Origin of the sequence: Pseudomonas sp. GL93, assembly GCF_003408955.1 — a bacterium.
In the GTDB taxonomy this organism is placed as follows: domain Bacteria; phylum Pseudomonadota; class Gammaproteobacteria; order Pseudomonadales; family Pseudomonadaceae; genus Aquipseudomonas; species Aquipseudomonas paracarnis.
This window is the reverse complement of the sequence record NZ_NKRF01000078.1, coordinates 23,048-46,164: the sequence shown is the minus strand read 5'-3', so window position 1 is coordinate 46,164 and position 23,117 is coordinate 23,048. Positions and strand designations below refer to the sequence as shown.

General features: G+C 59.4%; 30 protein-coding genes. 12 read left to right on the top strand and 18 right to left on the bottom strand.

Features of this window, described 5'->3' with window-relative positions; genetic code table 11:
- Positions 1 to 40: 40 nt before the first annotated feature.
- The 3 genes from CER19_RS16440 to CER19_RS16430 all read right to left on the bottom strand — a co-directional run bounded on the left by CER19_RS16440 (position 41) and on the right by CER19_RS16430 (position 1,574).
- Positions 41 to 328, bottom strand: a complete 288-nt coding sequence (locus CER19_RS16440; protein WP_003188614.1) for a PA4642 family protein — start codon at positions 326 to 328, stop codon at positions 41 to 43.
- 217 nt (positions 329 to 545) lie between these two features.
- Entirely contained in the window at positions 546 to 1,013 is a 468-nt protein-coding gene (locus CER19_RS16435; protein WP_020301262.1) for a WbuC family cupin fold metalloprotein, read from the bottom strand.
- 3 nt (positions 1,014 to 1,016) lie between these two features.
- The gene (locus CER19_RS16430) at positions 1,017 to 1,574 is read right to left on the bottom strand and encodes a hypoxanthine-guanine phosphoribosyltransferase (RefSeq protein WP_003188610.1); all 558 of its coding nucleotides are present in this window, start codon (positions 1,572 to 1,574) and stop codon (positions 1,017 to 1,019) included.
- A 164-nt stretch (positions 1,575 to 1,738) separates the two neighbouring features.
- Between CER19_RS16430 and upp the strand changes: the two genes are divergently transcribed.
- Positions 1,739 to 2,377, top strand: coding sequence for a uracil phosphoribosyltransferase (gene upp, locus CER19_RS16425; RefSeq protein WP_017138223.1), 639 nt, complete (start codon positions 1,739 to 1,741; stop codon positions 2,375 to 2,377).
- A 2-nt stretch (positions 2,378 to 2,379) separates the two neighbouring features.
- A complete protein-coding gene (locus CER19_RS16420; RefSeq protein WP_057701581.1) occupies positions 2,380 to 3,654 on the top strand; it encodes a uracil-xanthine permease family protein in 1,275 nt (424 codons plus the stop codon).
- Positions 3,655 to 3,777: 123 nt separating this feature from the next.
- On the opposite strand, the gene hisC is transcribed toward CER19_RS16420, so the two are convergent.
- The 10 genes from hisC to CER19_RS16370 all read right to left on the bottom strand — a co-directional run bounded on the left by hisC (position 3,778) and on the right by CER19_RS16370 (position 11,804).
- On the bottom strand, positions 3,778 to 4,830 hold the full coding sequence (gene hisC, locus CER19_RS16415) for a histidinol-phosphate transaminase (protein WP_116667161.1): 1,053 nt from the start codon (positions 4,828 to 4,830) through the stop codon (positions 3,778 to 3,780).
- Between the two features lie 3 nt (positions 4,831 to 4,833).
- Positions 4,834 to 6,150: a histidinol dehydrogenase gene (hisD, locus tag CER19_RS16410; protein WP_116667160.1), complete on the bottom strand. Its 1,317-nt coding sequence runs from the start codon at positions 6,148 to 6,150 to the stop codon at positions 4,834 to 4,836.
- 128 nt (positions 6,151 to 6,278) lie between these two features.
- Positions 6,279 to 6,914, bottom strand: a complete 636-nt coding sequence (gene hisG / locus CER19_RS16405; protein ID WP_003188599.1) for an ATP phosphoribosyltransferase — start codon at positions 6,912 to 6,914, stop codon at positions 6,279 to 6,281.
- A 212-nt stretch (positions 6,915 to 7,126) separates the two neighbouring features.
- On the bottom strand, positions 7,127 to 8,392 hold the full coding sequence (gene murA, locus CER19_RS16400; RefSeq protein ID WP_005784861.1) for a UDP-N-acetylglucosamine 1-carboxyvinyltransferase: 1,266 nt from the start codon (positions 8,390 to 8,392) through the stop codon (positions 7,127 to 7,129).
- A gap of 23 nt (positions 8,393 to 8,415) precedes the next feature.
- Complete coding sequence (locus tag CER19_RS16395) at positions 8,416 to 8,655, bottom strand: BolA family protein (protein WP_003188597.1); 240 nt, start codon at positions 8,653 to 8,655, stop codon at positions 8,416 to 8,418.
- Positions 8,656 to 8,769: 114 nt separating this feature from the next.
- Entirely contained in the window at positions 8,770 to 9,075 is a 306-nt protein-coding gene (locus CER19_RS16390; RefSeq protein WP_116667159.1) for a lipid asymmetry maintenance protein MlaB, read from the bottom strand.
- Complete coding sequence (locus CER19_RS16385; protein WP_014716940.1) at positions 9,072 to 9,719, bottom strand: phospholipid-binding protein MlaC; 648 nt, start codon at positions 9,717 to 9,719, stop codon at positions 9,072 to 9,074. The genes CER19_RS16390 and CER19_RS16385 overlap by 4 nt, the downstream gene beginning before the upstream one ends.
- Before the next feature lie 11 nt (positions 9,720 to 9,730).
- Positions 9,731 to 10,198, bottom strand: coding sequence for an outer membrane lipid asymmetry maintenance protein MlaD (gene mlaD, locus CER19_RS16380; RefSeq protein WP_003188593.1), 468 nt, complete (start codon positions 10,196 to 10,198; stop codon positions 9,731 to 9,733).
- Entirely contained in the window at positions 10,198 to 10,995 is a 798-nt protein-coding gene (gene mlaE, locus CER19_RS16375) for a lipid asymmetry maintenance ABC transporter permease subunit MlaE (protein ID WP_003188592.1), read from the bottom strand. The genes mlaD and mlaE overlap by 1 nt, the downstream gene beginning before the upstream one ends.
- The gene (locus CER19_RS16370) at positions 10,995 to 11,804 is read right to left on the bottom strand and encodes an ATP-binding cassette domain-containing protein (RefSeq protein ID WP_003188590.1); all 810 of its coding nucleotides are present in this window, start codon (positions 11,802 to 11,804) and stop codon (positions 10,995 to 10,997) included. The genes mlaE and CER19_RS16370 overlap by 1 nt, the downstream gene beginning before the upstream one ends.
- A gap of 311 nt (positions 11,805 to 12,115) precedes the next feature.
- Here CER19_RS16370 and CER19_RS16365 point away from each other — a divergent pair, with 311 nt between their 5' ends.
- From CER19_RS16365 to CER19_RS16320, 10 genes are all read left to right on the top strand, one after another.
- A complete protein-coding gene (locus tag CER19_RS16365) occupies positions 12,116 to 13,090 on the top strand; it encodes a KpsF/GutQ family sugar-phosphate isomerase (RefSeq protein WP_032893550.1) in 975 nt (324 codons plus the stop codon).
- Positions 13,091 to 13,615, top strand: coding sequence for an HAD family hydrolase (locus tag CER19_RS16360; protein WP_003188588.1), 525 nt, complete (start codon positions 13,091 to 13,093; stop codon positions 13,613 to 13,615).
- Positions 13,616 to 13,623: 8 nt separating this feature from the next.
- Positions 13,624 to 14,196, top strand: a complete 573-nt coding sequence (gene lptC, locus CER19_RS16355) for an LPS export ABC transporter periplasmic protein LptC (protein WP_014716937.1) — start codon at positions 13,624 to 13,626, stop codon at positions 14,194 to 14,196.
- Positions 14,183 to 14,716: a lipopolysaccharide transport periplasmic protein LptA gene (lptA, locus tag CER19_RS16350; RefSeq protein WP_116667158.1), complete on the top strand. Its 534-nt coding sequence runs from the start codon at positions 14,183 to 14,185 to the stop codon at positions 14,714 to 14,716. The genes lptC and lptA overlap by 14 nt, the downstream gene beginning before the upstream one ends.
- Positions 14,716 to 15,441, top strand: a complete 726-nt coding sequence (lptB, locus tag CER19_RS16345; RefSeq protein WP_003188582.1) for an LPS export ABC transporter ATP-binding protein — start codon at positions 14,716 to 14,718, stop codon at positions 15,439 to 15,441. The genes lptA and lptB overlap by 1 nt, the downstream gene beginning before the upstream one ends.
- Before the next feature lie 184 nt (positions 15,442 to 15,625).
- Entirely contained in the window at positions 15,626 to 17,119 is a 1,494-nt protein-coding gene (locus CER19_RS16340) for an RNA polymerase factor sigma-54 (RefSeq protein WP_116667157.1), read from the top strand.
- A 75-nt stretch (positions 17,120 to 17,194) separates the two neighbouring features.
- Positions 17,195 to 17,500 carry a ribosome hibernation-promoting factor, HPF/YfiA family gene (hpf, locus tag CER19_RS16335; protein WP_003171804.1) on the top strand — a complete coding sequence of 102 codons (306 nt, stop codon included), beginning with the start codon at positions 17,195 to 17,197 and terminating at the stop codon, positions 17,498 to 17,500.
- A 10-nt stretch (positions 17,501 to 17,510) separates the two neighbouring features.
- Complete coding sequence (gene ptsN / locus CER19_RS16330; protein ID WP_116667156.1) at positions 17,511 to 17,975, top strand: PTS IIA-like nitrogen regulatory protein PtsN; 465 nt, start codon at positions 17,511 to 17,513, stop codon at positions 17,973 to 17,975.
- A 2-nt stretch (positions 17,976 to 17,977) separates the two neighbouring features.
- On the top strand, positions 17,978 to 18,835 hold the full coding sequence (gene rapZ, locus CER19_RS16325; protein ID WP_043050756.1) for an RNase adapter RapZ: 858 nt from the start codon (positions 17,978 to 17,980) through the stop codon (positions 18,833 to 18,835).
- Positions 18,836 to 18,851: 16 nt separating this feature from the next.
- On the top strand, positions 18,852 to 19,124 hold the full coding sequence (locus tag CER19_RS16320) for an HPr family phosphocarrier protein (protein ID WP_116667155.1): 273 nt from the start codon (positions 18,852 to 18,854) through the stop codon (positions 19,122 to 19,124).
- Positions 19,125 to 19,244: 120 nt separating this feature from the next.
- Here CER19_RS16320 and CER19_RS16315 read toward each other — a convergent pair whose 3' ends face one another.
- Genes CER19_RS16315 through CER19_RS16295 form a run of 5 tightly spaced genes read right to left on the bottom strand, consistent with a single transcriptional unit; the run spans position 19,245 to position 23,004 of the window.
- Positions 19,245 to 20,138, bottom strand: coding sequence for a ZIP family metal transporter (locus CER19_RS16315; protein WP_116667154.1), 894 nt, complete (start codon positions 20,136 to 20,138; stop codon positions 19,245 to 19,247).
- A 32-nt stretch (positions 20,139 to 20,170) separates the two neighbouring features.
- Positions 20,171 to 20,782: a superoxide dismutase gene (locus CER19_RS16310; RefSeq protein WP_116667153.1), complete on the bottom strand. Its 612-nt coding sequence runs from the start codon at positions 20,780 to 20,782 to the stop codon at positions 20,171 to 20,173.
- Position 20,783: 1 nt separating this feature from the next.
- The gene (locus tag CER19_RS16305; RefSeq protein WP_003188573.1) at positions 20,784 to 21,212 is read right to left on the bottom strand and encodes a hypothetical protein; all 429 of its coding nucleotides are present in this window, start codon (positions 21,210 to 21,212) and stop codon (positions 20,784 to 20,786) included.
- 27 nt (positions 21,213 to 21,239) lie between these two features.
- Positions 21,240 to 22,616 (bottom strand): lyase family protein, encoded by a 1,377-nt coding sequence (locus tag CER19_RS16300; RefSeq protein ID WP_116667152.1) that lies wholly within the window; start codon positions 22,614 to 22,616, stop codon positions 21,240 to 21,242.
- Positions 22,609 to 23,004, bottom strand: a complete 396-nt coding sequence (locus CER19_RS16295; protein ID WP_003188570.1) for a hypothetical protein — start codon at positions 23,002 to 23,004, stop codon at positions 22,609 to 22,611. Before CER19_RS16295 ends, CER19_RS16300 begins: the two co-directional genes overlap by 8 nt.
- Positions 23,005 to 23,117: the final 113 nt, after the last annotated feature.

Here is a 23,117-nt window from a genome sequence, read left to right as displayed (position 1 = left end):
CTCTTGTGAGGCCGGGGCGTTTTTTTTGTGGCTCGGATAATCAGCCGCGGGCGTTGTCGATCAGCTCGATGTACTCGGCAGCGTTGCGCTGGTCCTTGATCAGGTCAACGAAGGTCTGGCCATGCTCGTCCTTGCCATCCAGGTCCAGGCCTGCTTCTTTGAAAAAGCCCAGGAAACGCTCGAAGTCGTCGATACGCAGGCCGCGATAGGCCTTGATCAGTTTGTGCAGGGACGGCGACGTCGCATCAACTGGCTCGAAGTCCAGGAACAACTTGATCTGGTCGTCACCGATCTCGTCGCCAATCACCTGTTTCTTATCTTTACGCATTACCGACTCCAGCCTGCAGACATTTACACGGGGCTTGAAGTCTACCTGCGCGACGCCGGATGTGGGAGGGGGCTTGCCCTAATACCTGTAGGAGCGAGCTTGCTCGCGAAAAGCTCAAAGGCGCCGCGTTTATGCAGGAAGCACGCGTTATCGTTGATGTTTTTCGCGAGCAAGCTCGCTCCTACAGACGCCACCTCCCACATTTGGATGTCAGTGTTCAGTCGAACTGGGCGAGCATCCAGCGATGATACTCAGCCATACCCGCCTCACCTTCGCGGGGTGCCCAGTCGGCCAGCTCACCCTCACCCACAGCGCGGTAAGGGCCAGCCTTGCACTCAAACATCACGCTGTCCGGTTCAAGCACTACCAGGCCATGGAACACGCCGGGCGACAGGTCGACACCCTGGCATTCTCCGCCCGCTTCCAACACACGCGTGCTCAACACTTCGCCCGTCTCGCTGAAAATCAGGATTCCCAGGCGCCCTTTGAGCACCAGCAAAGTCTCAGCCTTATCGGCGCTCAGGTGACGGTGAGGCTGTACATAGGTGCTGGGCTGCAAACCGACGGCCATGCGATGACAAGGCTCTTGCATCTCATGGAAGTTAACGTTTTGACGGCCACGAGGATTGGCGGCCGCTTTCTCGGCCAACTCGGCAAACAGCGTCTGATCAAGAAAGCGGGCCATCGATTACATTCCTTTAACGGCGTAGATGCCATTGGCGTTACGCCAGTAGCCCTTGTAGTCCATGCCATACCCGAAGATATAGCGGTCGACGCACGGCAGCCCAACAAAATCGGCCTTGAGTTCAGGGCGGGCTTTGCGGTCGTGGTCTTTATCGATCAACACAGCGGTATGCACTTTGCGCGCGCCGGCATGTTTGCAGAAATCGATGATAGCGCCCAGGGTGTGACCTTCATCGAGAATGTCATCGATGATCAACACGTCACGGTCGATGAACGACACTTCCGGCTTGGCCTTCCAGAACAAGTCGCCGCCGCTGGTCTCATTGCGATAGCGGGTGGCGTGCAGGTAAGAGGCTTCCAACGGGAACTGCAGGTGAGTCAGCAACTTACCGGCGAAGATCAGGCCACCGTTCATCACACAAAAGACCACCGGGTTGGTGTCGGCCATTTCGCGGGTGATGTGCGCGCCAACCTTGGCGATCGCTGCTTCGACTTGCGCTTCGGTGTACAGGCAGTCAGCCTCGTGCATGATTTGACGGATATGCTCGAGATCAGCAGACATGGCGCTCTCCAAGGGGGTGCTGTGGCAAGAAAAGCGGGCGAAGGTACGCTTCTCGTGCGCTCCAATCAAGCCTTTATGGACTAACGTACTTGATGTCTATAGGACAACACCCTCGGATAGATTAATCTAGGCCGGTTTTTTTGCCCGCCGCCGGAGCCTTTCCTATGCCCACTCGCGAGATCCGCCACCCGCTGATCCGACACAAACTCGGCCTTATGCGCCGTGCCGACATTAGCACGAAGAACTTCCGTGAGCTTGCTCAGGAAGTCGGAGCGTTGCTCACTTACGAAGCCACCAAGGATTTGCCTCTGGAAACCTACGAGATCCCCGGTTGGGCCGGTCCCGTACAAGTGGAGAAAATCGCCGGTAAGAAAATTACCGTGGTGCCGATCCTGCGCGCCGGTATCGGCATGCTCGAAGGTGTACTCAGCCTGATTCCGGGCGCCAAGGTCAGCGCCGTGGGCGTGGCCCGCAATGAAGAAACACTGCAGGCCCACACCTACCTGGAAAAACTCGTCCCGGAAATCAACGAACGCCTGGCCATGATCATCGACCCGATGCTCGCCACCGGCAGTTCCATGGTCGCCACCATCGACTTGCTGAAAAAGGCCGGCTGCAAGGACATCCGCGCCATGGTGCTGGTGGCCGCGCCCGAAGGCATCGCCGCCGTCGAGAAAGCCCACCCGGACGTGCAGATCTACACCGCGTCCATCGATGAGCGGCTGAACGAACACGGCTACATCATCCCGGGCCTTGGCGATGCGGGCGACAAGATCTTCGGCACCAAGCAGAAGGACGCGTGAGCATGCAGGATGAATTCAACGACCCGCTTTGGCGCCAGATCCTGTCTGGCGCACAAATGCTCTTCGTAGCATTTGGCGCGCTGGTGTTGATGCCGCTGATCACAGGTCTTGATCCAAACGTCGCGCTGTTTACCGCAGGCCTGGGCACGTTGTTGTTCCAGGTGGTGACAGGGCGGCAGGTGCCGGTATTTTTGGCATCGAGCTTCGCGTTCATCACCCCGATCATTCTCGCCAAAGGCCAGTTCGGCCTGGCGGCGACCATGGGCGGGGTGATGGCAGCAGGTTTCGTCTATACGTTCCTGGGCCTGGCCGTGAAGGTCAAGGGCACCGGCTTTATCGATCGGCTGCTGCCGCCCGTGGTGATCGGCCCAGTGATCATCTCGATCGGCCTGGCCATGGCGCCGATTGCCGCCAATATGGCCATGGGCAAGTCCGGCGACGGCGCCGAGTTGATCCATTACCAGACGGCGATGCTGATCTCGATGCCCGCACTGCTGACCACCTTGATCGTGGCGGTGTTCGGCAAGGGCATTTTCCGCCTGGTGCCGATCATTTCCGGCGTGCTGGTGGGTTTTGCCATGTCGTTCTACTTTGGTGTGGTCGACACGGCGAAGATCGCCGCCGCACCCTGGTTCGCCCTGCCCCACTTCACCGCACCGGAGTTCAACTGGCAGGCGATCCTGTTTATCGTCCCGGTAGCACTGGCCCCGGCGATCGAGCATATCGGTGGTGTGATTGCGGTAGGCAGCGTGACCGGCCGCGATTACCTGAAAAAACCTGGCCTGCATCGCACGCTGCTGGGTGACGGTATCGCCACCACGGCTGCCGGCATGTTTGGCGGCCCACCGAACACCACCTACGCCGAAGTGACCGGCGCCGTGATGCTGACCAAGAACTACAACCCGAAAATCATGACTTGGGCAGCAGTGTTTGCCATCAGCCTGGCGTTCATCGGCAAGTTCGGCGCGCTGCTGCAGAGCATCCCGGTACCGGTGATGGGCGGGATTCTGTGCCTGCTGTTCGGCTCGATTGCTGCGGTGGGGATGAACACGCTGATTCGCCACAAGATCGACCTGGGCGAGGCGCGCAACCTGGTGATTGTGTCGGTAACGCTGGTGTTCGGGATTGGCGGTGTGCTGGTCGGCACCGGCACCGGCCCGGATGATTTCGGCCTCAAGGGCATCGCCCTGTGTGCGGTGGTGGCAATTGGTTTGAACTTGCTGCTGCCGGGCAATGATGGCTGGAAGAACAAGAAGCCGGATGAGCCGTTGATCTAAGCCTTCCAGTTTTCTGGTGTAGCTGATGGCCTCATCGCGGGCAAGCCCGGCTCCCACAGGGAAATGCGTTTTCCTGTGGGAGCCGGGCTTGCCCGCGATGAGGCCCTTACAGCCTGTACAGAATTAGAGCTCGCCGAGCCCGTCGATCAGCGCCTGGTTCTGCTCCGGCGTCCCGATGCTGATCCGCAGGAACTGGGCAATCCGCTCCTGCTTGAAGTGCCGCACAATCACCCCTTGCTCCCGCAACTTGGCGGCCAACCCTGCAGCGTCATGCCGCGGGTGACGCGCGAAGATGAAGTTCGCCGCCGACGGCAACACCTCAAACCCCTTGCCCTGCAATTGCGCGACGACCTGGTTGCGACTGTCGATCACCCGCAGGCAGGTCTTCTCAAAGTATTCGCGGTCGTCAAACGCGGCCGCCGCACCAACAATCGCCATCCGATCCAGCGGGTAGGAGTTGAAGCTGTTCTTGACCCGCTCCAGCGCTTCGATCAGGTCTGGGTGGCCCACGGCCAGGCCCACACGCAAACCGGCCAGTGAGCGCGATTTGGACAGGGTCTGGGTCACCAGCAGGTTCGGGTAACGGTCGACCAGGCTGATGGCAGTTTCGCCGCCGAAGTCGATATAGGCTTCATCGACCACCACCACCGAATCCGGGCTGGCCTTGAGGATCTGCTCCACCGCGTCCAGCGCCAGTACGCAACCGGTGGGCGCGTTAGGGTTGGGGAAGATGATCCCGCCGTTGGGCCTGGCATAGTCAGCGGCCCGAATCTGGAACTGCTCGTCCAATGCCACCGCATCGAACGTGATGCCGTACAGGCCGCAGTACACCGGGTAGAAGCTGTAGCTGATATCCGGGAACAGCAGCGGCAGATCGTGCTGGAATAGGCCATGGAAGATGTGCGCCAAGACTTCGTCGGAACCGTTGCCGAGGAACACCTTGCCGGCATCGATCCCGTAATACTTGGCCACGGCCTGCTTGAGCAGGTCGCTGTTGGGGTCCGGGTACAGGCGCAAGTTGTCGTTCAACTCGGCCTGCATTGCCGCCAGCGCCTTGGGCGATGGGCCGTAGGGGTTTTCGTTGGTGTTGAGCTTGACCAGCTTGGTCAGCTTCGGTTGCTCACCGGGTACGTAAGGCACCAGGTCCTTGACGAAAGGGCTCCAGAATTTGCTCATGCCTCACTCTCCCTTGACGATGCGGTATTCAGCGCTACGGGCGTGAGCGCTGAGGGATTCACCACGGGCCAGCACCGAGGCGGTCTTGCCCAGCTCGGAAGCGCCTTGTGGCGAGCAGAAGATAATCGACGAGCGCTTCTGGAAGTCGTACACCCCCAGCGGCGACGAGAAACGCGCAGTGCCGGAGGTTGGCAACACGTGGTTGGGGCCGGCGCAGTAGTCGCCCAGGGCTTCACTGGTGTGACGGCCCATGAAGATCGCCCCTGCGTGACGGATCGACGGCAACCAGGCCTGTGGGTCCGCTACGGACAGCTCCAGGTGCTCCGGTGCGATGCGGTTGGCCACCTCAATGGCTTGCTCCATGTCACGCACCAAAATCAGCGCACCACGGCCGTTGATCGACTTCTCGATGATCTCGGCACGCTCCATGGTCGGCAGCAGCTTATTGATACTGGCGGCGACCTTGTCGAGGAACTCGGCATCGGGGCTGACCAGGATCGCCTGGGCATCTTCGTCGTGCTCCGCCTGGGAGAACAGGTCCATGGCGATCCAGTCCGGGTCGGTCTGGCCGTCACACACCACCAGGATTTCCGAGGGCCCGGCAATCATGTCGATACCGACCTGGCCGAACACGTGGCGCTTGGCGGTGGCGACGTAGATGTTGCCTGGGCCGACCACCTTGTCGACCTTCGGCACGCTTTCAGTGCCGTAGGCCAGCGCTGCGACGGCCTGGGCGCCACCGATGGTGAACACACGGTCGACACCGGCGATGCAGGCGGCAGCCAGCACCAACTCGTTGATTTCGCCACGGGGGGTCGGCACCACCATGACCACTTCGGTCACGCCCGCGACTTTGGCCGGGATCGCATTCATCAGCACCGACGATGGATACGACGCCTTACCGCCCGGCACGTACAGACCGGCGCGGTCCAGTGGCGTGACCTTCTGACCCAGCACCGTGCCATCGGCCTCGGTGTAGCTCCAGGAGTCCTGCTTTTGTTTTTCGGGATAGCTGCGCACCCGCGCCGCAGCGACTTCCAGGGCTTCGCGCTGTGGCGCGGTGATGCGCGTGAGGGCCAGCTCCAGGCGTTCACGCGGCAGGATCAGATCGGCCATGGACTGCACGTCCAAGCCGTCGAACTGGCGGGTGAAGTCCACCAGCGCCGCATCACCGCGCTCGCGCACGGCCTTGATAATGTCGAGCACCCGCTGGTTGACCGAGTCGTCGGACACGCTTTCCCAGCTCAGCAGATGATCCAGATGATGGGCGAAATCCGGGTCGGCAGCGTTGAGTCGGGCAATTGCAGTGGACGTGGTCATAGCGAGGGCCTCAATAGAATTGGCAAAAACTCAGGCGCCCTAAACTAGCAGTCGTTTCCGCTTGGGCACCTGAGAATTCTGGCTATGAGGCGGATAGACGGGCGTAGCTCTTCAGCTACGCGGGTGAGTCAACCGCGGTGTCGAGACTCCACTGCCTTGCGCAGGGTGTCGATCAACGCCTGGATACGGGCGTGCTGCATCTTCATCGAAGCTTTGTTGACGATCAGGCGGGAGCTGATGTCGGCGATGAAATCCTGGGGTTCCAAACCGTTGGCGCGCAGGGTGTTACCGGTGTCGACCACGTCGATGATCTTGTCGGCCAGGCCAATCAGCGGCGCCAGCTCCATGGAGCCGTAGAGCTTGATGATATCGACCTGACGGCCTTGTTCGGCGTAATAGCGCTTGGCGACGTTGACGAATTTGGTGGCGACCCGCAGGCGGCCTTTGGGTTCGACATCACCGACGCGGCCAGCGGTCATCAGTTTGCACAGGGCGATGCGCAGGTCCAATGGCTCGTACAGCCCCTGGCCGCCGTATTCCATCAGCACGTCCTTGCCGGCAACACCCAGGTCGGCAGCGCCATGTTCAACGTAGGTCGGCACGTCGGTAGCCCGCACGATCAGCAGGCGCACGTCGTCCTGGGTCGTGGGGATGATCAGCTTGCGGCTCTTGTCCGGATTCTCGGTCGGCACGATGCCCGCTTCAGCCAGAAGCGGCAACGTGTCGTCAAGGATGCGGCCCTTGGACAGTGCGATGGTCAACATGGGAAATGTCAGTCCTTCATCAGGCTATTGCTGTCCGGTCGCAAACGGCGCCAGACACAGATCGAGGCCATGACAGTCTCGATTTGAAACAAACCAGTTAACAACAAACTGTGGCGAGGGAGCTTGCTCCCGCTGGGACGCGAAGCGGCCCCCGAAGAGCGGGACTGCTACGCAGTCCAGCGGGAGCAAGCTCCCTCGCCACAAACAGGGGGTTAGCCCGGTACGCGGCGGATTTTTGCGCCGAGCATCTGCAGTTTCTCTTCGATGCACTCATAACCACGGTCTATGTGGTAGATGCGGTCGATCAGGGTGTCGCCTTCGGCGCACAGCGCCGAGATCACCAGGCTGGCAGAGGCACGCAGGTCGGTCGCCATCACTGGCGCGCCCTTGAGTTTGTCGATGCCAGTGACGATGGCAGTGTTGCCCTCGACCTGGATCTTGGCGCCCATGCGGTGCAGTTCATACACGTGCATGAAACGGTTTTCGAAGATGGTCTCGATCACGGCACCGGTGCCTTCGGCAATCGCGTTCAAGGAGATGAACTGCGCTTGCATGTCGGTCGGGAACGCCGGATACGGAGCAGTACGCACGTTGACAGCTTTTGGCCGCTTGCCGTGCATGTTCAGCTCGATCCAGTCTTCGCCGGTGGTGATCTCTGCGCCGGCTTCCTTGAGTTTTTCCAGGACGGCTTCAAGGATAGTCGGATCGGTGTCCTTGACCTTCACACGGCCACCGGTCACGGCAGCGGCAACCAGGTAGGTGCCGGTCTCGATGCGGTCAGGCATGACTTTGTAAGTGGCGGTGTGCAGACGCTCTACACCGTCAATAGTGATGGTGTCGGTGCCAGCGCCGGAAACTTTGGCGCCCATGGCGTTGAGGAAGTTGGCCAGGTCGACCACCTCCGGCTCACGCGCGGCGTTTTGCAGCACGCTGCGGCCTTTGGCCAGGGCAGCGGCCATCATAATGTTCTCGGTACCGGTGACGCTGACGGTATCGAAGAAGAAGTTCGCGCCACGCAGGCCGCCTTCCGGCGCCTTGGCCTTGATGTAGCCGCCTTCGACGTCGATGACTGCGCCCATGGCCTCAAGGCCACGGATGTGCAGGTCGACCGGACGCGAACCAATGGCGCAACCGCCAGGCAAAGCCACTTCGGCTTCGCCGAAACGGGCAACCATCGGGCCCAGCACCAGGATCGACGCACGCATGGTTTTCACCAGTTCGTACGGGGCGATCAAGGTCTTGATGGTGCGTGGGTCGATTTCGACCGCCAGCTTCTCGTCGATCACCGGCTCAATGCCCATGCGACCGAACAGTTCGATCATGGTGGTGATGTCGTGCAGGTGCGGCAGGTTGGCCACAGTCACCGGGCCATCGCACAGCAGGGTCGCTGCCAGGATCGGCAAGGCGGAGTTTTTCGCACCGGAAATGCGGATCTCGCCATCAAGGCGGGCACCGCCGGTAATAATCAATTTATCCATAAGAATCTCGACGCCTTGGGGGCTCAGGTGCGCTCGGCCCAGGCCGCGCGGCTGAAAAATTTCATAGTGACCGCATGGATGCTGCCATCGGTGATCCATGGGTTCAAATGGGCATAGATCTGCTGCTGACGCTTGACCGGGCTCAATGCCGCCAGTTCATCGCTAATCACGTTCAGCTGGAAATTGCAGCCTTCGCCTTCAACTTCTACAGTCGTTTCAGGCAGCTTTCCTTCAAGGAAGCTCTTAACTTCTAGGGCCTGCATGCTCAACCTCTATCGGCGCCCAGTGCGCACGGGTCGCACATCATACAAAAAAGCCCCGCGCCTGCGAACCCCGCATAGCAGGACTCTGACGGGGGGCTTCTTTAATAATGTGTATTAAGGATGCGCCAACAGCTCGGTCAAACCGGAAACTTCGGCAATTTCGCGCATGTCTTCTGGCAACGCACGGATGCTGACCGGTTTTTTCGCCGCCTCGGCATCACGCATGAAGCACAGCAACAACGACAGGCCAACACTGCTGGACTTGGTCACTGCCGAGCAATCGAGCACCAGCTCTGGCGCCTTGCTGGCCTTGATCAGCGCCTGGCCCCGCTTGCGCAGGTCAGGCCCGGTGCGGTAATCCAGCACGCCGCTGAGGAACAGCTCGCCGGCATCGCCGATACGAACAGCCGACTCGGTCATTGCGCAGGCTTCCCGGCAGCTTTGTCGGTTTCTTCCTTGGCCTTGGCCACTTCACCGGCCCAACCATTGATGGTCTTGTCCAGGTCGTTGCCATTGCGCTGCATTGCGTCGGCGAACTGATCACGGAACAGCTTGCCGATATTGATACCGTTGATGATCACGTTGCGCAGTTTCCACTCGCCGTTGATCTTCGTCAGGGTGTAGGACACTGGGTACACGGCGCCATTGCTGCCGGAGACTTTCATCCCGACTTCGGCACGGTCGCCCGACTCGTCCTTGGGCGCGTCAACGATAATGCCCTGGTTGTTGTATTCCAGCAGAGCGTTACCGTAGAACTGGAACAGGCCCTTCTTGAAGTTTTCCTGGAACGTCTGCATCTGCGCAGGCGTAGCCTTGCGCGAATACTTGACCGTCATGATGCTTTTGGAAATACCTTCAGCGTCGACCACAGGACCAACGATCGTGTTGAGCGCGTTGTAGAACTTGGAAGGGTCTTGCTTGTACTGTTCTTTATTAGCCTTGAGGTCAGCCAGCATTTTGCTGGTGGTGTCCTGCACCAAATCGTGGGCAGAACCTGCCGCGTTGGCCATCATCGGCAATGCTGCAAGCAGTACCAGCAGGCCACGTCGCAAGGTAGAGATCATGAACAGATTCCTCATTTGGCGTCTTTATTGACCGTATTGAGCAAAAACTTCCCGATCAGGTCTTCAAGCACCAGCGACGACTGCGTGTCGTGGATGGTCGAACCATCCTTGAGCAGGGCTGTTTCCCCGCCTACGCTGACACCGATGTACTTCTCGCCCAGCAAACCCGCAGTGAGGATAGATGCCGTGGAGTCAGTTGGCAGATTATCTACCTTCTTGTCCAGTTGCATCGTCACCCGACCGGTGAAGCTGTCGCGATCCAGATCGATTGCCGTGACTTTGCCGATGGTGACACCGGCCATGGTCACTTTGGATCTGACCGTCAAACCGGCGATATTGTCGAAGTACGCGTAAAGTTTATAAGTATCGGCGGTAGGGCTGGCCGACAGGCCGCTGACTCGCAGGGCCAACAACAGTAAAGCCAGGATGCCAGCCAGCAAGAAAAGGCCGACACCGATTTCCACAGTGCGGTTTTGCATCAGAAATCTCCAAACATCAAGGCGGTCAAAATGAAGTCAAGGCCCAGTACCGCCAGCGAGGCGTACACAACGGTCTTGGTGGTGGCACGGCTGATCCCCTCTGAAGTGGGCTCACAGTCATAGCCTTGGAATACGGCAATCCAGGTCACCACAAAGGCAAAGACAATGCTCTTTATGATGCCGTTGAGCACGTCACCGGTGAAGGTCACGCTGTTTTGCATGTTGGCCCAGTAGGAGCCGTCGTAGACCCCCAGCCAGTCAACCGCCACCCACGAACCACCCCAGATACCTACCACGCTGAAGATCATTGCCAGCAGTGGCAGGGAAATGAAGCCGGCCCACAGGCGCGGGGCAACAATGTACTTGAGCGGGTCCACGCCGATCATTTCCAGGCTGGACAGCTGCTCGGTGGACTTCATATTGCCGATTTCAGCGGTCAGCGCCGAGCCCGCACGCCCTGCGAACAACAAGGCTGTGACCACCGGGCCAAGCTCACGCAACAGGGTCAGGGCCACCATCTGCCCTACCGCCTGCTCCGAGCCGTAGCTGGACAGGATATTGAAACCCTGCAGGGCCAGCACCATGCCGATGAACACGCCGGAGACCACAATGATCACCAGGGACATCACCCCCACCGAGTGCAGCTGCTTGACCAGCAGGCCAAAGCCGCCGCCGATGCCGCCGCGCCCCAGCAAGGCGTGGAACAGGAAAATGGTCGAACGCCCCAGCACTTCGACGATGTCGATGCCCGAGCGACCGAAAAGGCGAACCTTCTCGATTAAAGATGTCTTGCGCATCAGCGCTTCCCCAGAAGATCTGAGCGGTAGTCCGCTGCCGGAAAGTGAAAAGGCACCGGGCCATCGGGGTTGCCGGTCATGAATTGGCGAATGCGCGGGTTATCGGCGTTCATCAACTCTTCAGGCGTACCCTGCCCCAGCACCTGACCATCACCCACTACATATAGGTAGTCGGCAATGCTCGCGGTTTCGGCCAGGTCGTGGGACACCACGATGCTGGTGATCCCCAATGCGTCGTTGAGCAGGCGGATCAGGCGCACCAACACGCCCATGGCGATCGGGTCCTGACCCACGAATGGCTCGTCATACATGAGGATCTGTGGGTCGAGGGCAATGGCCCGCGCCAGGGCGACACGGCGCTTCATGCCGCCGGACAACTCGTCCGGCATCAGGTCAATGGCGCCGCGAAGGCCCACGGCCTGCAGCTTCAGCAACACAATGTCACGAATCATTTCATCGGACAGCTGGGTGTGCACCCGCAGCGGGAAGGCCACGTTTTCGAACACATCGAGGTCGGTAAACAGCGCGCCGCTCTGGAATAGCACGCCCATATGCTTGCGCGCATCGAACAGATCGCTGCGCGACAGCGTCGGCAGGTTCTGGCCGTTGACCCACACTTCCCCGGCACTGGGGCGCAATTGCATGCCCATCAGGCGCAACAGGGTGGTCTTGCCGCAACCGGAAGGCCCCATGATGCCCGTGACCTTGCCGCGAGGAATGCGAATATCGACGTTATTGAAGATGCTGCGCGTCCCGCGCTTGAAGGTAAGCCCCTTCAGCTCGACCGCGTAGGCGTTATCGGCACTCATCTAATCTCCTTGGGGATGCAGCCTTTCACTCAGACACCATGTGTGCGACTTTGGTTTTCAACAGATGCGCAATAGTAAGGCACATGGGTTGGCCGGACCGAACTGGCGGCGAACTATATCACCGCTGGTACAGAGCGCCCAAGGCCGGAACAGCGCTGGTTCAGATTTGAGACAGGGAAAAAAGGTTGCTTGCTGTGTTGCCGACGGTGTTTTTCAGTTATCCCGCGCACAAAGCCTGACGAACTTGCGTGAGGGAATCGATCATTACCGCTATAATCGCCGACTTTTCGTCAGGCTATACGATTTCAGACATGAGCCAATCCAGCGACCTTATTCAATCCGCACAACGCACCATACGCCTTGAGCTTGAAGCCGTAGAAGGCTTGCTGGCCCATATCGACGCGGATTTCGTGCGCGCCTGCGAGATGATTCTGGCCAGCAAGGGCCGCGTTGTGGTGGTCGGCATGGGCAAGTCCGGCCACATTGGCAACAAGATCGCGGCGACCTTGGCGAGCACCGGCACCACTGCGTTTTTCGTGCACCCGGCCGAAGCCAGCCACGGCGACATGGGAATGATCACCAAGGATGACGTGATTTTGGCGCTGTCCAACTCCGGCACCACCAACGAAATCGTGACCCTGTTGCCGCTGATCAAGCGCCTGGGCATCCAGATGATCAGCCTCACGGGCAACCCTGAGTCAACGCTGGCCAAGGCCGCCGACGTCAACCTGAACGTGCACGTGGCCCACGAGGCCTGCCCGCTGAACCTGGCGCCCACCTCCTCCACCACCGCCGCACTGGTAATGGGCGATGCACTGGCAGTGGCGCTGCTGGAGGCTCGCGGGTTTACCGCTGAAGACTTCGCATTTTCCCATCCCGGTGGTGCGCTGGGCCGTCGCCTGCTGCTGAAAGTGGAAAACGTCATGCACAGCGGCGCCGAACTGCCGAGCGTTCCACGCGGCACCCTGCTTCGGGATGCGCTGATGGAAATGACCCGCAAGGGCTTGGGCATGACCGCCATCGTCGAAACCGATGGCCGGCTGGCCGGGATATTCACCGACGGTGACCTGCGCCGAACCCTGGACCGCACCATTGATATCCATACCGCCACCATCGACGCCGTGATGACCCCTCACGGCAAGACCGCCCGCGCCGAAATGCTCGCGGCTGAAGCGTTGAAAATCATGGAAGACCACCGGATAGGCGCACTGATCGTGGTCGACCACGATGATCGGCCGATCGGGGCCCTAAACCTTGGCGACTTGCTGCGCGCAGGAGTGATGTAAATGACCAGCGACCTGATGCAACGCGGTAAAAACATCAAACTGGCGATTTTCGACGTTGACGGCGTGCTGACGGATGGCCGCTTGTACTTCCTCGAAGACGGCAGCGAATTCAAGACCTTCAACACCCTTGACGGCCAAGGCATCAAGATGCTGATGGCGGCGGGCGTGCAAACCGCAATTATCAGCGGTCGAAAAACACCGGTTGTGGAACGCCGCGCACAAAACCTCGGTATTCCTCACCTGTATCAGGGCCGCGAGGATAAACTGGTGGTGCTGGACGAGCTTCTTGGCCAACTCAACCTAAGCTATGAACAGGTCGCCTATCTGGGCGACGACCTGCCAGACCTGCCGGTAATCCGCCGAGTGGGCCTGGGCATGGCCGTCGCGAATGCCGCGGCGTTTGTGCGCGAACACGCCCATGGCATCACCACCGCCCGTGGCGGCGAAGGTGCCGCCCGCGAGTTCTGCGAGTTGATCCTGCGTGCCCAGGGCAGTCTTGAAGCGGCCCACGCCGCCTACCTATAGAGCGTTATATGCTGAGCAAAAAGATTCGCAACTTCCTGTTATTCGGGGTCATCGCCGCGCTGTTACTGGCGGTGGGCTACTGGAATATCAGCCCGGAGCGCTTTCTCGACAAGCCTGTTGCGCAGGTTGACGAAGGCCTTATCGACTATTACGCCACCAATGCCTACAGCATTCAGTACCTGCCCGATGGCAAGGTGCAGTATGAGATGACATCGGACAAGGTCGAGCACTTGAAGGCTTCCGAAGTCAGCCTGCTGACCAATCCGGACCTGAACCTGTATCGCGGCACTGAATTTCCCTGGCACGTCACCAGCAAGCGTGGCGAGGTCAACCCCGACGGCACCGAAGTTGAACTGATCGACTCGGTTCGCGTCGCACGTACAGACGCGCAGAACCGTGACACCATCATTACCAGCAGTCGTATGACCGTATTCCCACAGAAGCAATATGCGCAGACCGAGCAAGACGTTAGAATCGACGGCGCTGGCGGTGTATCGACTGGCAAGGGAATGAAAGCGTATTTGAAAGAAAGCAGGATACACCTGCTATCGAACGTAAGAGGACAGTATGAGGCTCGTTAAAACCCTCCCTATTTTGCTCGGTCTGGGCGCAGCACTGGGAAGCGTGAGCGCCTGGGCTCTGCCGAACGATAGCCAGCAACCGATCCATATTTCGGCTGATGATGCACAGCTCGATGACAAGAAAGGTGTTGCTACCTACACCGGTGGCGTAATCATCACCCAGGGCTCGATGAAGATCACCGGCAACACGGTGACCCTGACGCGTACCCCCGCAGGCGACATTGACGTGGTGACGTCGGTGGGCAACCTGGCTTACTTCGAACAGCAGCAGTCGGCGACCGATACCGGCAAGATGAAGGGCTACGGCAAGACCATCCAGTATCACGCCCTGCAGAACCGCATTGTCCTGATCGATCAGGCCAAGGTGCTCAGCCCCGATGGCAACTCCACGGAAGGTGAGAAAATCACCTACGACACCGTGAAACAGATCGCTAATGCCGGTCGCGCCAATGGCAATAAGGTCACCTCGCCACGCCCGCGCATCGACATGGTTATCCAGCCGAAGAAGAAGGCCGAGTAATGGCAACCCTGAAAGCCCAGCATCTGGCAAAGGCCTATAAAAGCCGCCAGGTGGTACGCGACGTCAGCCTGTCGATCGACAGCGGCCAGATCGTCGGTTTGCTCGGCCCCAACGGTGCCGGCAAAACCACTTGCTTCTATATGATCGTCGGGCTGGTCCAGGCAGACCAGGGTCGTGTATTGATTGACGACCTGGATGTCAGCCATCAACCCATGCACGGTCGTGCGCGGGCAGGTATCGGCTATCTTCCCCAGGAAGCGTCGATCTTCCGCAAACTGTCGGTAGCCGACAACATCATGGCGATCCTCGAGACCCGCAAGGAACTCGATCGCGATGGCCGCCGCCAGGAGCTGGAAAGCCTGCTGCAGGAATTCCACATCAACCATATTCGCGACAACCTCGGCATGAGCCTGTCCGGTGGTGAGCGGCGCCGCGTGGAAATCGCTCGCGCCCTGGCGACCGCGCCGAAATTCATCCTGCTGGATGAACCCTTTGCGGGTGTCGACCCGATTTCGGTGGGCGACATCAAGCAGATCATCCATCACCTCAAGGCGAAGGGCATTGGCGTGCTGATCACCGACCACAACGTGCGCGAAACCCTCGATATCTGCGAGACCGCTTATATCGTCAACGATGGCCAGCTGATTGCCGAAGGCGATGCCGAGACTATCCTGGCTAACGAGCTGGTGAAGGAAGTGTACCTGGGTCACGAGTTCCGCCTGTAAACACAGGGGTATCGCGCTTTTCCCTGGAGCGCGCGGGAGTCAATAGAAACCTCGGTTTTTTTATTGTTACCGCGCTCTAGGCAAAGGCCCCGAGATCAGGCATATAATTTGCTTATGTTTGGCGCTCACGCGCCCTGTCGTGGATGGCGCATTGCGCCGGCGAATAAGGTGTTAAGCCCCTGCCATGAAACCATCGCTAGTCCTGAGAATGGGCCAGCAGCTGACGATGACACCGCAGCTGCAACAGGCCATCCGCCTGCTCCAATTGTCGACCCTGGACCTGCAACAGGAAATCCAGGAGGCCCTGGAGTCCAATCCGATGCTCGAACGCCAGGAAGAAGGCGACGACTTCGACAACGCAGATCCTCTGGCCGACAACATCGAGCAAAAACCCAATCCCGACGTGCAGGAACCCTCCTACCAGGAAACCGCCCCGACGGTGGACAACCTGGAGGAAGGCGACTGGAACGAACGCATTCCCAACGAGCTTCCCGTGGACACCGCGTGGGAAGACGTCTACCAAACCAGCGCCAGCAGCCTGCCGAGCAACGATGATGACGAGTGGGACTTCACTACCCGCACGTCGGCGGGCGAGAGCCTGCAGAGCCACTTGTTGTGGCAACTGAACCTGGCGCCGATGTCCGATACCGATCGTCTGATCGCGGTCACCCTGATCGACTGCATCAACAACCAGGGCTATCTGGACGAAACCCTCGACGAGATCCTCGAGGCCTTCGACCCGGAACTGGATATCGAACTGGACGAAATCGAAGCCGTCCTGCACCGCATCCAGCAATTCGAGCCCGCCGGCATTGGCGCCCGCACACTCAGCGAGTGCCTGCTGCTGCAACTGCGCCAATTGCCGGCCAAGACGCCATGGCTCACCGAAGCGCAACGCCTGGTCAGCGACTACATCGACCTGCTGGGCAGTCGCGACTACAGCCAACTGATGCGCCGCATGAAGCTCAAGGAAGATGACTTGCGCCAGGTCATCGAACTGGTGCAGAGCCTCAACCCGCGCCCAGGCTCGCAGATCGAATCCAGCGAAGCCGAATACGTAGTGCCTGACGTCATCGTGCGCAAGGACAACGAACGCTGGCTGGTAGAGCTGAACCAGGAGTCGGTACCGCGCCTGCGGGTCAACCCGCAATACGCAGGTTTTGTGCGCCGCGCTGACACCAGCGCCGACAATACCTTCATGCGCAACCAGTTGCAGGAAGCCCGGTGGTTCATCAAGAGCCTGCAAAGCCGCAACGAGACCCTGATGAAAGTCGCGACGCAAATCGTCGAACACCAACGCGGTTTCCTGGAATACGGCGACGAGGCCATGAAGCCTCTGGTGCTGCACGACATCGCCGAAGCCGTCGGCATGCACGAATCGACGATTTCCCGGGTCACCACGCAGAAATTCATGCATACCCCACGGGGTATTTATGAGCTGAAATACTTTTTCTCCAGCCACGTCAGCACCTCCGAAGGCGGCGAATGCTCGTCCACGGCGATCCGCGCGATCATCAAAAAACTGGTTGCTGCGGAAAATCAGAAAAAGCCGTTGAGTGACAGCAAGATCGCTGGTTTACTGGAGGCACAAGGCATTCAGGTCGCCCGTCGAACCGTCGCCAAGTACCGCGAGTCCCTAGGGATCGCGCCTTCCAGCGAGCGTAAGCGTTTGATGTGACGGGCGGGCCACAGCGTTCCAGTGGTGGGTATTCCTGCCCACCGCTTTATGCACTGGCAACGAAGGAGAAGCTGTATGCAAGTCAACATCAGTGGACACCAGCTGGAAGTCACCAAGCCCCTGCGTGAATACACCGAGAGCAAGCTGAACAAACTTGCGGGGCATTTTGACAAGATCACTAACGTGCAGGTCATCATGGAGGTCGATAAGCTCAAGCAGAAAATCGAGGCCACCCTGCACGTACCGAATGCCAAGCTCGTCGCCAATGCGGAACATGAAGACATGTACGCGGCGATCGACTCGCTCTACGACAAGCTCGACCGCCAACTCATAAAGCATAAGGAAAAGAATCTGCACCTGATGCAAGGTACAGGTCGTTAACTCTCCCCCCATGACCCGACTTGAAACCATCCTGACCCCCGGCCGTTCCCTCGTGAACGTGCCGGGCGGCAGTAAGAAAAAAGCCCTCGAACAAATTGCCAACCTGATCGCACATCAAGTGCCAGATCTGGAGATGCAGGATGTCTTCGAAGCGTTGATTGCCCGTGAAAAACTCGGTTCCACCGGTTTTGGCAACGGCATCGCCATTCCGCACTGCCGCCTCAAAGGCTGTGAAACACCTGTGAGCGCCTTGCTGCACTTGGATCACCCCATTGATTTCGACGCCATCGACGGCGCCCCGGTCGACCTGCTCTTCGTGCTGCTGGTCCCGGAAGCCGCCACCGATGCGCACCTGGAACTGCTCCGGCAGATCGCCAGCATGCTCGACCGCAAGGATGTACGCGACAAACTGCGCAGCGCCTCCAGCAATGAAGCGTTGTACCAAGTTGTGCTGGATGAGCAAAACGGGCAGTAATCATGCGTTTGATCATCGTCAGCGGTCGCTCCGGCTCGGGTAAGAGCACCGCCCTCAATGTGCTTGAGGACAACGGCTTCTATTGCATCGATAACCTGCCCGCCGGCCTGCTGCCAGAGCTGGCGGAACGTGCACTGATCCATACCGAATTGGCGCAGCCGTTGGTGGCGGTCTCGATTGATGCGCGTAACCTGCCCAGCCACCTCTCGCGGTTCCCGGAACTGTTGGAGGAAGTGCGCGCCAAGCACATTCATTGCGATGTGCTGTACCTCGATGCCGACGAAGAGACCTTGCTCAAGCGGTTCTCCGAAACCCGTCGACGTCACCCCCTCAGCAGCGCCAACCGCTCCCTGGCTGAAGCCATCGAGGACGAGACCAAGCTGCTCGGGCCGATCATTGACCTGGCCGACCTGAAGATCAACACCACCAACCTGAACCTGTATCAGTTGCGCGACGCGATCAAGCTGCGCCTGCTGAACCAGCCTGAACCGGGGACGGCGTTTCTGGTCGAGTCGTTTGGCTTCAAGCGTGGCATGCCGGTAGATGCCGACCTGGTGTTCGATGTGCGCTGCCTGCCCAACCCTTACTGGAAGCCGGAATTGCGCGATCAGTCGGGGCTGGATCAGCCTGTCGCCGACTACCTCGCCGCGCAGCCGGATGTGGAAGAGATGTTCCAGGACATCTCCAGCTACCTGCTTAAATGGTTGCCGCGTTTTGCCGCCAGCAATCGGGCCTATGTCACCATTGCCATTGGCTGCACCGGCGGCCACCACCGCTCGGTCTATTTAACCGAACGGCTGGGCCAGGTGCTGCAACAAACCCTCAAGAACGTCCAGGTTCGCCACCGCGACCTTAGCTGAAAGGAACACCACTGCGATGCCGGCTCGGGAAATTGAAATCATCAACAAGCTGGGCCTGCACGCCCGGGCGTCGGCTAAATTCGTCGGCGTGGCCGGGCAATTCCCCTGCCAGATTCGTGCTGGGCGTACGCCAGAGTCCATGGTCGATGGCAAAAGTATCATGGCGATGATGATGTTGGCGGCCGGCAAGGGCACCAAGATCCATCTGAGCACCGAAGGCGAGAAAGAAGACGAAGCAATGGCCGCACTGGTCAAGTTGATCAACAACTACTTCGACGAAGGCGAATAACCCCTACTGTAGGAGCGAGCTTGCTCGCAAAAAACGTCAACGATAACGCGGGCATCCTGATTTAAAACGCGGTGCTCTTGCGTTCTTCGCGAGCAAGCTCGCTCCTACAGGGAGCCACCCTCAGCCCAACGCTGTATCCATCACCATCATCAGGCAAAACCCGAGGCACAGCCCAAGGCTGGCGAGCTTCTCATGGCCATTGCGGCGCGACTCGGGGATGACTTCATGAGTCACTACCAGCAGCATTGCCCCGGCGGCCAGCGCCAAACCCAACGGCAATAGCACTTCGGCAAGGCTCACCAGCCATGCGCAGAGCACCGCAAATACCGGTTCAACCAAGCCTGATGCAGCGCCAATCAAAAAGGCTTTGATCCGCGACATTCCCGCCCCAGCCAATACCAACGCAATCACCAGCCCTTCAGGTACATCCTGCAAGGCAATGCCCATGGCGAGACTGTCGGCATCCGCCATGCCTCCGCCCGCAGAAACGCCCACAGCCATGCCTTCCGGGATGTTGTGCGCGATGATGGCAAACACGAATAACCAAATACGCGGCGGGATAACCGGTTTATCCGGTGTACCCACCAGCATTTCCGGGCTGGCGCCAGAAACCTTGCGATCTACGAGGTACAGGCCGAACGCCCCGAGCATGATGCCGAAGCTGATCAAGCCACCGGCGCCCCAAGGTGAAAGTCCCAGGCTTTCGGCGGCGGCAATACCCGGCACGACCAGGGAAAACGCTGTCGCCGCCAGCATCACACCGGCACCAAAGCCCAGCAGGGTGTCGCTCAGCGCCATCGGCATGCGCCGAATCACCAACACCGGCACCGCGCCCAGCGCCGTGCCGAGCGCGCAGATTGCTCCACCCTGCAAAGCGCGCAGGATGCGCGGCTCCAGGTTCAACCAGGCCAGCCCATGGGCCACCAATAACGCAGTACCTGCCAACAGCAGCAGCGTGCCAAACGCATAACGAAACATTCGTACGCTACCGATCGCCAGTGTTTGAGTGCCCATAGTCGGCCTTAGATCTTGTTATGGAGTGAGTGTCAGGCCAAGGCCGCCTGATAGCGCGCGGCAACTTCCGGCCAGTTGATGACGCTGTAAAAGGCATTGATGTACTCGGGTCGTCGGTTTTGATATTGCAGGTAGTAAGCGTGCTCCCAAACATCCAGGCCGAGGACCGGTGTGTTGCCGCTCATCAGCGGGCTGTCCTGGTTGCCGCTGCTTTCCACCACCAGCGTTTTCTGTGGGGTAACGCTCAACCAGGCCCAGCCGCTGCCGAAACGCGTCAATGCCGCCTTGGTAAACGCGTCCTTGAAGCTGTCGAAGCCGCCAAGTTGCTCGTCGATGGCCTTGCCCAGCGCGCCCTCGGGTTTGCCTCCCCCTGTAGGTGACATGACCGCCCAGAACAACGAGTGGTTCGCATGCCCACCTCCTTGGTTGACCACGGCAGCGCGCAGTTTCTCCGGCAATGTTTGGACGCTGGACACCAACTTCTCCACCGGCCAGCCAGCGAACTCAGTGCCCTCGACCGCGGCATTGAGGTTATTGATGTAGGTCTGGTGGTGCTTGGTGTAGTGAATTTCCATGGTTTGCGCGTCGATATGCGGCTCGAGGGCGTCGTAGGCGTAAGGCAAGGCCGGCAAGGTATAGGTCATATCAATGTGCTCCATAGTGGGACGTGGACGTTGGCGTCGCAGCACTGCCCAGCAGCCGATGAGTGCGTGGGTATTCGCCGTGATCGCTGATGAAATTCAGCAGTTCGACGTAGGTCTTGCTGCTCTGGCGCAACGCGGCCTCGCGCAATGACGGACTGAGGCGTGGGTCCTGCATGGTCTGTAAGAGGCGCTGATGGATAGCGCAGAGGTATTCCGCGCTTTCCTCTGGCTGGTTCAGGCGCAAGTGCAGGTCCGCCAGGTTGTGATGGGAAATGACACAGGCCGCCACTGCTTCGTCGGCATCCGCCCAGCGTTCGAACAACACTTGGGCCAGGGCCAGGGCTTGCAGATAGGCCTCGCGAGCGTCAACCAGCTCACCTGCCATAAAGCAGCGATTGGCCCGTTCGATCGTGCGTTTCCAGTGCTCCATGGTGCGCCTCCAAAGCAGGGTCGTTGATTACACGCCGCCGGCGGTGAGCTTTTCCGGGTCCAGCAGGACTTCCAGTTGGCTGCGAGGCAGGTCGGTGTGTTCGAGGGCGACATCGATCACCGGGCGGCCTTGCTGATACGCCTTCTTGGCGATTTCAGCGGCTTTCTGGTAGCCGATGATCGGGTTAAGTGCGGTGACCAGGATCGGATTGCGCGACAGCGCTTCCTTGAGCTTGGGCTCGTTGACCTTGAAGCTGGCAATGGCCTTGTCCGCCAGCAACCGGCTGGAGTTGGCCAGCAACTCAAGGCTGCTGAGCAGGTTTTGGGCAATGATCGGCAACATCACATTCAGTTCGAAATTGCCCGATTGACCGGCCACCGTGATCACTGTGTCATTGCCGATGACCTGGGCGGCCACCATGGCTGTCGCCTCCGGGATTACCGGGTTGACCTTGCCCGGCATAATCGACGAGCCCGGCTGCAGCGCTTCCAGTTCGATTTCCCCCAGGCCAGCCAATGGGCCGGAGTTCATCCAGCGCAGGTCATTGGCGATCTTCATCAGCGACACCGCCGTGGCTTTCAACTGGCCAGAGACTGCAACGGCGGTGTCCTGGGAGCCAATCAGCGCAAACAGGTTCTTGCCGGGCGTGAATTTCACACCGGTCAAAAGGCTCAGTTGCTGGCTGAAGCGCCCGGCAAACTCGGGGTGTGCGTTGATCCCGGTACCGACCGCCGTGCCGCCCTGAGCCAATGCTTGCAGCGCCGGCATCAGGTCCTGCAAGTGGCCGATATTGGCCTTGAGCTGCTGCGCCCAGCCGTTCAGCACCTGGCTCATGCGCACCGGCATGGCGTCCATCAAATGCGTGCGGCCGGTCTTGATGAACGGGTGAACCGCCTCGGCTTTTTGCTCGATGACCTGCACCAGATGCAGCAGGGCCGGCAGCGTTTGCTCATGCAGCACCAACGCGGCACTGACGTGGATGGTGGTGGGGATGATGTCGTTGCTGCTCTGGCCGCAATTCACATGATCGTTGGGGTTAACCGCCTCGCCCAGCAAACGGCTGGCAAGCGTCGCGATCACTTCGTTGGCGTTCATGTTGGAGCTGGTGCCGGAGCCGGTCTGGAAGATATCCACCGGGAAGTGCTGCATGTAGTCGCCTTCCAGCAAACCTTGGGCGGCATCGACAATGGCCTTGCCCTGCCCTTCGCTGATTTGCTTGAGGTCGACGTTGACCTTCGCGGCGGCGGTCTTGGCCAGGATCAGGGCGCGGATGAATTGCGCCGGCATGGGTTGATGACTGATCGGAAAGTTGTTCACCGCACGCTGTGTTTGTGCGCCATACAAAGCTTCTTGCGGCACATGCAGTTCGCCCATGCTGTCGCGTTCGATACGGGTGTTACTCATCATTAGATCCTTGCACCAAGTCAGAAACGGAAATCGAAGGCAGTAATTCGCAGCTCGCCAATTGCCAGGCAAAGGTCTGCCAGCGCTTGAGGCGGCAGGCACAGTGGGAGAGTTTTTCCAGGTCGCGCAGTGGCCGCCAGGCCTGGTCCAGGCACAGGGAGCGCCAATGCCAGGGCAAGGCGACATCAGCGGCGGTGTCGATCAACAAGCGGAATGAGGTTTCGGCGATCGTCCACGGATGGGTTGCGGTGCAACACGCCAGGTACCGACCTTCGTTCAGGTAATGCTCAATCAGGCGGGGTTCATTGGGATCCAGGCCACAGCGAATCTGGCGGCTCATCCAACGCCAGCTTTCCAGATAGGGATCCTCATGCAGGACAGAACTCATGAGCCACACTCATTCGGTAATGATATTTATTATTAAATGATATTGAGAATCAAAACAAGAGCAGCCCATTAATCCTGCCAAAAGAGGCGCAATAAAAAAGGCGCGCCATCTTT

What these genes read in the sequence shown, in the direction of transcription:
- CER19_RS16440 (WP_003188614.1), bottom strand. Translation starts at nt 328, where the DNA reads ATGCGTAAAGATAAGAAACAGGTGATTGGCGACGAGATCGGTGACGAC.
- CER19_RS16435 (WP_020301262.1), bottom strand. Translation starts at nt 1,013, where the DNA reads ATGGCCCGCTTTCTTGATCAGACGCTGTTTGCCGAGTTGGCCGAGAAA.
- CER19_RS16430 (WP_003188610.1), bottom strand. Translation starts at nt 1,574, where the DNA reads ATGTCTGCTGATCTCGAGCATATCCGTCAAATCATGCACGAGGCTGAC.
- upp (WP_017138223.1), top strand. Translation starts at nt 1,739, where the DNA reads ATGCCCACTCGCGAGATCCGCCACCCGCTGATCCGACACAAACTCGGC.
- CER19_RS16420 (WP_057701581.1), top strand. Translation starts at nt 2,380, where the DNA reads ATGCAGGATGAATTCAACGACCCGCTTTGGCGCCAGATCCTGTCTGGC.
- hisC (WP_116667161.1), bottom strand. Translation starts at nt 4,830, where the DNA reads ATGAGCAAATTCTGGAGCCCTTTCGTCAAGGACCTGGTGCCTTACGTA.
- hisD (WP_116667160.1), bottom strand. Translation starts at nt 6,150, where the DNA reads ATGACCACGTCCACTGCAATTGCCCGACTCAACGCTGCCGACCCGGAT.
- hisG (WP_003188599.1), bottom strand. Translation starts at nt 6,914, where the DNA reads ATGTTGACCATCGCACTGTCCAAGGGCCGCATCCTTGACGACACGTTG.
- murA (WP_005784861.1), bottom strand. Translation starts at nt 8,392, where the DNA reads ATGGATAAATTGATTATTACCGGCGGTGCCCGCCTTGATGGCGAGATC.
- CER19_RS16395 (WP_003188597.1), bottom strand. Translation starts at nt 8,655, where the DNA reads ATGCAGGCCCTAGAAGTTAAGAGCTTCCTTGAAGGAAAGCTGCCTGAA.
- CER19_RS16390 (WP_116667159.1), bottom strand. Translation starts at nt 9,075, where the DNA reads ATGACCGAGTCGGCTGTTCGTATCGGCGATGCCGGCGAGCTGTTCCTC.
- CER19_RS16385 (WP_014716940.1), bottom strand. Translation starts at nt 9,719, where the DNA reads ATGATCTCTACCTTGCGACGTGGCCTGCTGGTACTGCTTGCAGCATTG.
- mlaD (WP_003188593.1), bottom strand. Translation starts at nt 10,198, where the DNA reads ATGCAAAACCGCACTGTGGAAATCGGTGTCGGCCTTTTCTTGCTGGCT.
- mlaE (WP_003188592.1), bottom strand. Translation starts at nt 10,995, where the DNA reads ATGCGCAAGACATCTTTAATCGAGAAGGTTCGCCTTTTCGGTCGCTCG.
- CER19_RS16370 (WP_003188590.1), bottom strand. Translation starts at nt 11,804, where the DNA reads ATGAGTGCCGATAACGCCTACGCGGTCGAGCTGAAGGGGCTTACCTTC.
- CER19_RS16365 (WP_032893550.1), top strand. Translation starts at nt 12,116, where the DNA reads ATGAGCCAATCCAGCGACCTTATTCAATCCGCACAACGCACCATACGC.
- CER19_RS16360 (WP_003188588.1), top strand. Translation starts at nt 13,091, where the DNA reads ATGACCAGCGACCTGATGCAACGCGGTAAAAACATCAAACTGGCGATT.
- lptC (WP_014716937.1), top strand. Translation starts at nt 13,624, where the DNA reads ATGCTGAGCAAAAAGATTCGCAACTTCCTGTTATTCGGGGTCATCGCC.
- lptA (WP_116667158.1), top strand. Translation starts at nt 14,183, where the DNA reads ATGAGGCTCGTTAAAACCCTCCCTATTTTGCTCGGTCTGGGCGCAGCA.
- lptB (WP_003188582.1), top strand. Translation starts at nt 14,716, where the DNA reads ATGGCAACCCTGAAAGCCCAGCATCTGGCAAAGGCCTATAAAAGCCGC.
- CER19_RS16340 (WP_116667157.1), top strand. Translation starts at nt 15,626, where the DNA reads ATGAAACCATCGCTAGTCCTGAGAATGGGCCAGCAGCTGACGATGACA.
- hpf (WP_003171804.1), top strand. Translation starts at nt 17,195, where the DNA reads ATGCAAGTCAACATCAGTGGACACCAGCTGGAAGTCACCAAGCCCCTG.
- ptsN (WP_116667156.1), top strand. Translation starts at nt 17,511, where the DNA reads ATGACCCGACTTGAAACCATCCTGACCCCCGGCCGTTCCCTCGTGAAC.
- rapZ (WP_043050756.1), top strand. Translation starts at nt 17,978, where the DNA reads ATGCGTTTGATCATCGTCAGCGGTCGCTCCGGCTCGGGTAAGAGCACC.
- CER19_RS16320 (WP_116667155.1), top strand. Translation starts at nt 18,852, where the DNA reads ATGCCGGCTCGGGAAATTGAAATCATCAACAAGCTGGGCCTGCACGCC.
- CER19_RS16315 (WP_116667154.1), bottom strand. Translation starts at nt 20,138, where the DNA reads ATGGGCACTCAAACACTGGCGATCGGTAGCGTACGAATGTTTCGTTAT.
- CER19_RS16310 (WP_116667153.1), bottom strand. Translation starts at nt 20,782, where the DNA reads ATGACCTATACCTTGCCGGCCTTGCCTTACGCCTACGACGCCCTCGAG.
- CER19_RS16305 (WP_003188573.1), bottom strand. Translation starts at nt 21,212, where the DNA reads ATGGAGCACTGGAAACGCACGATCGAACGGGCCAATCGCTGCTTTATG.
- CER19_RS16300 (WP_116667152.1), bottom strand. Translation starts at nt 22,616, where the DNA reads ATGAGTAACACCCGTATCGAACGCGACAGCATGGGCGAACTGCATGTG.
- CER19_RS16295 (WP_003188570.1), bottom strand. Translation starts at nt 23,004, where the DNA reads ATGAGTTCTGTCCTGCATGAGGATCCCTATCTGGAAAGCTGGCGTTGG.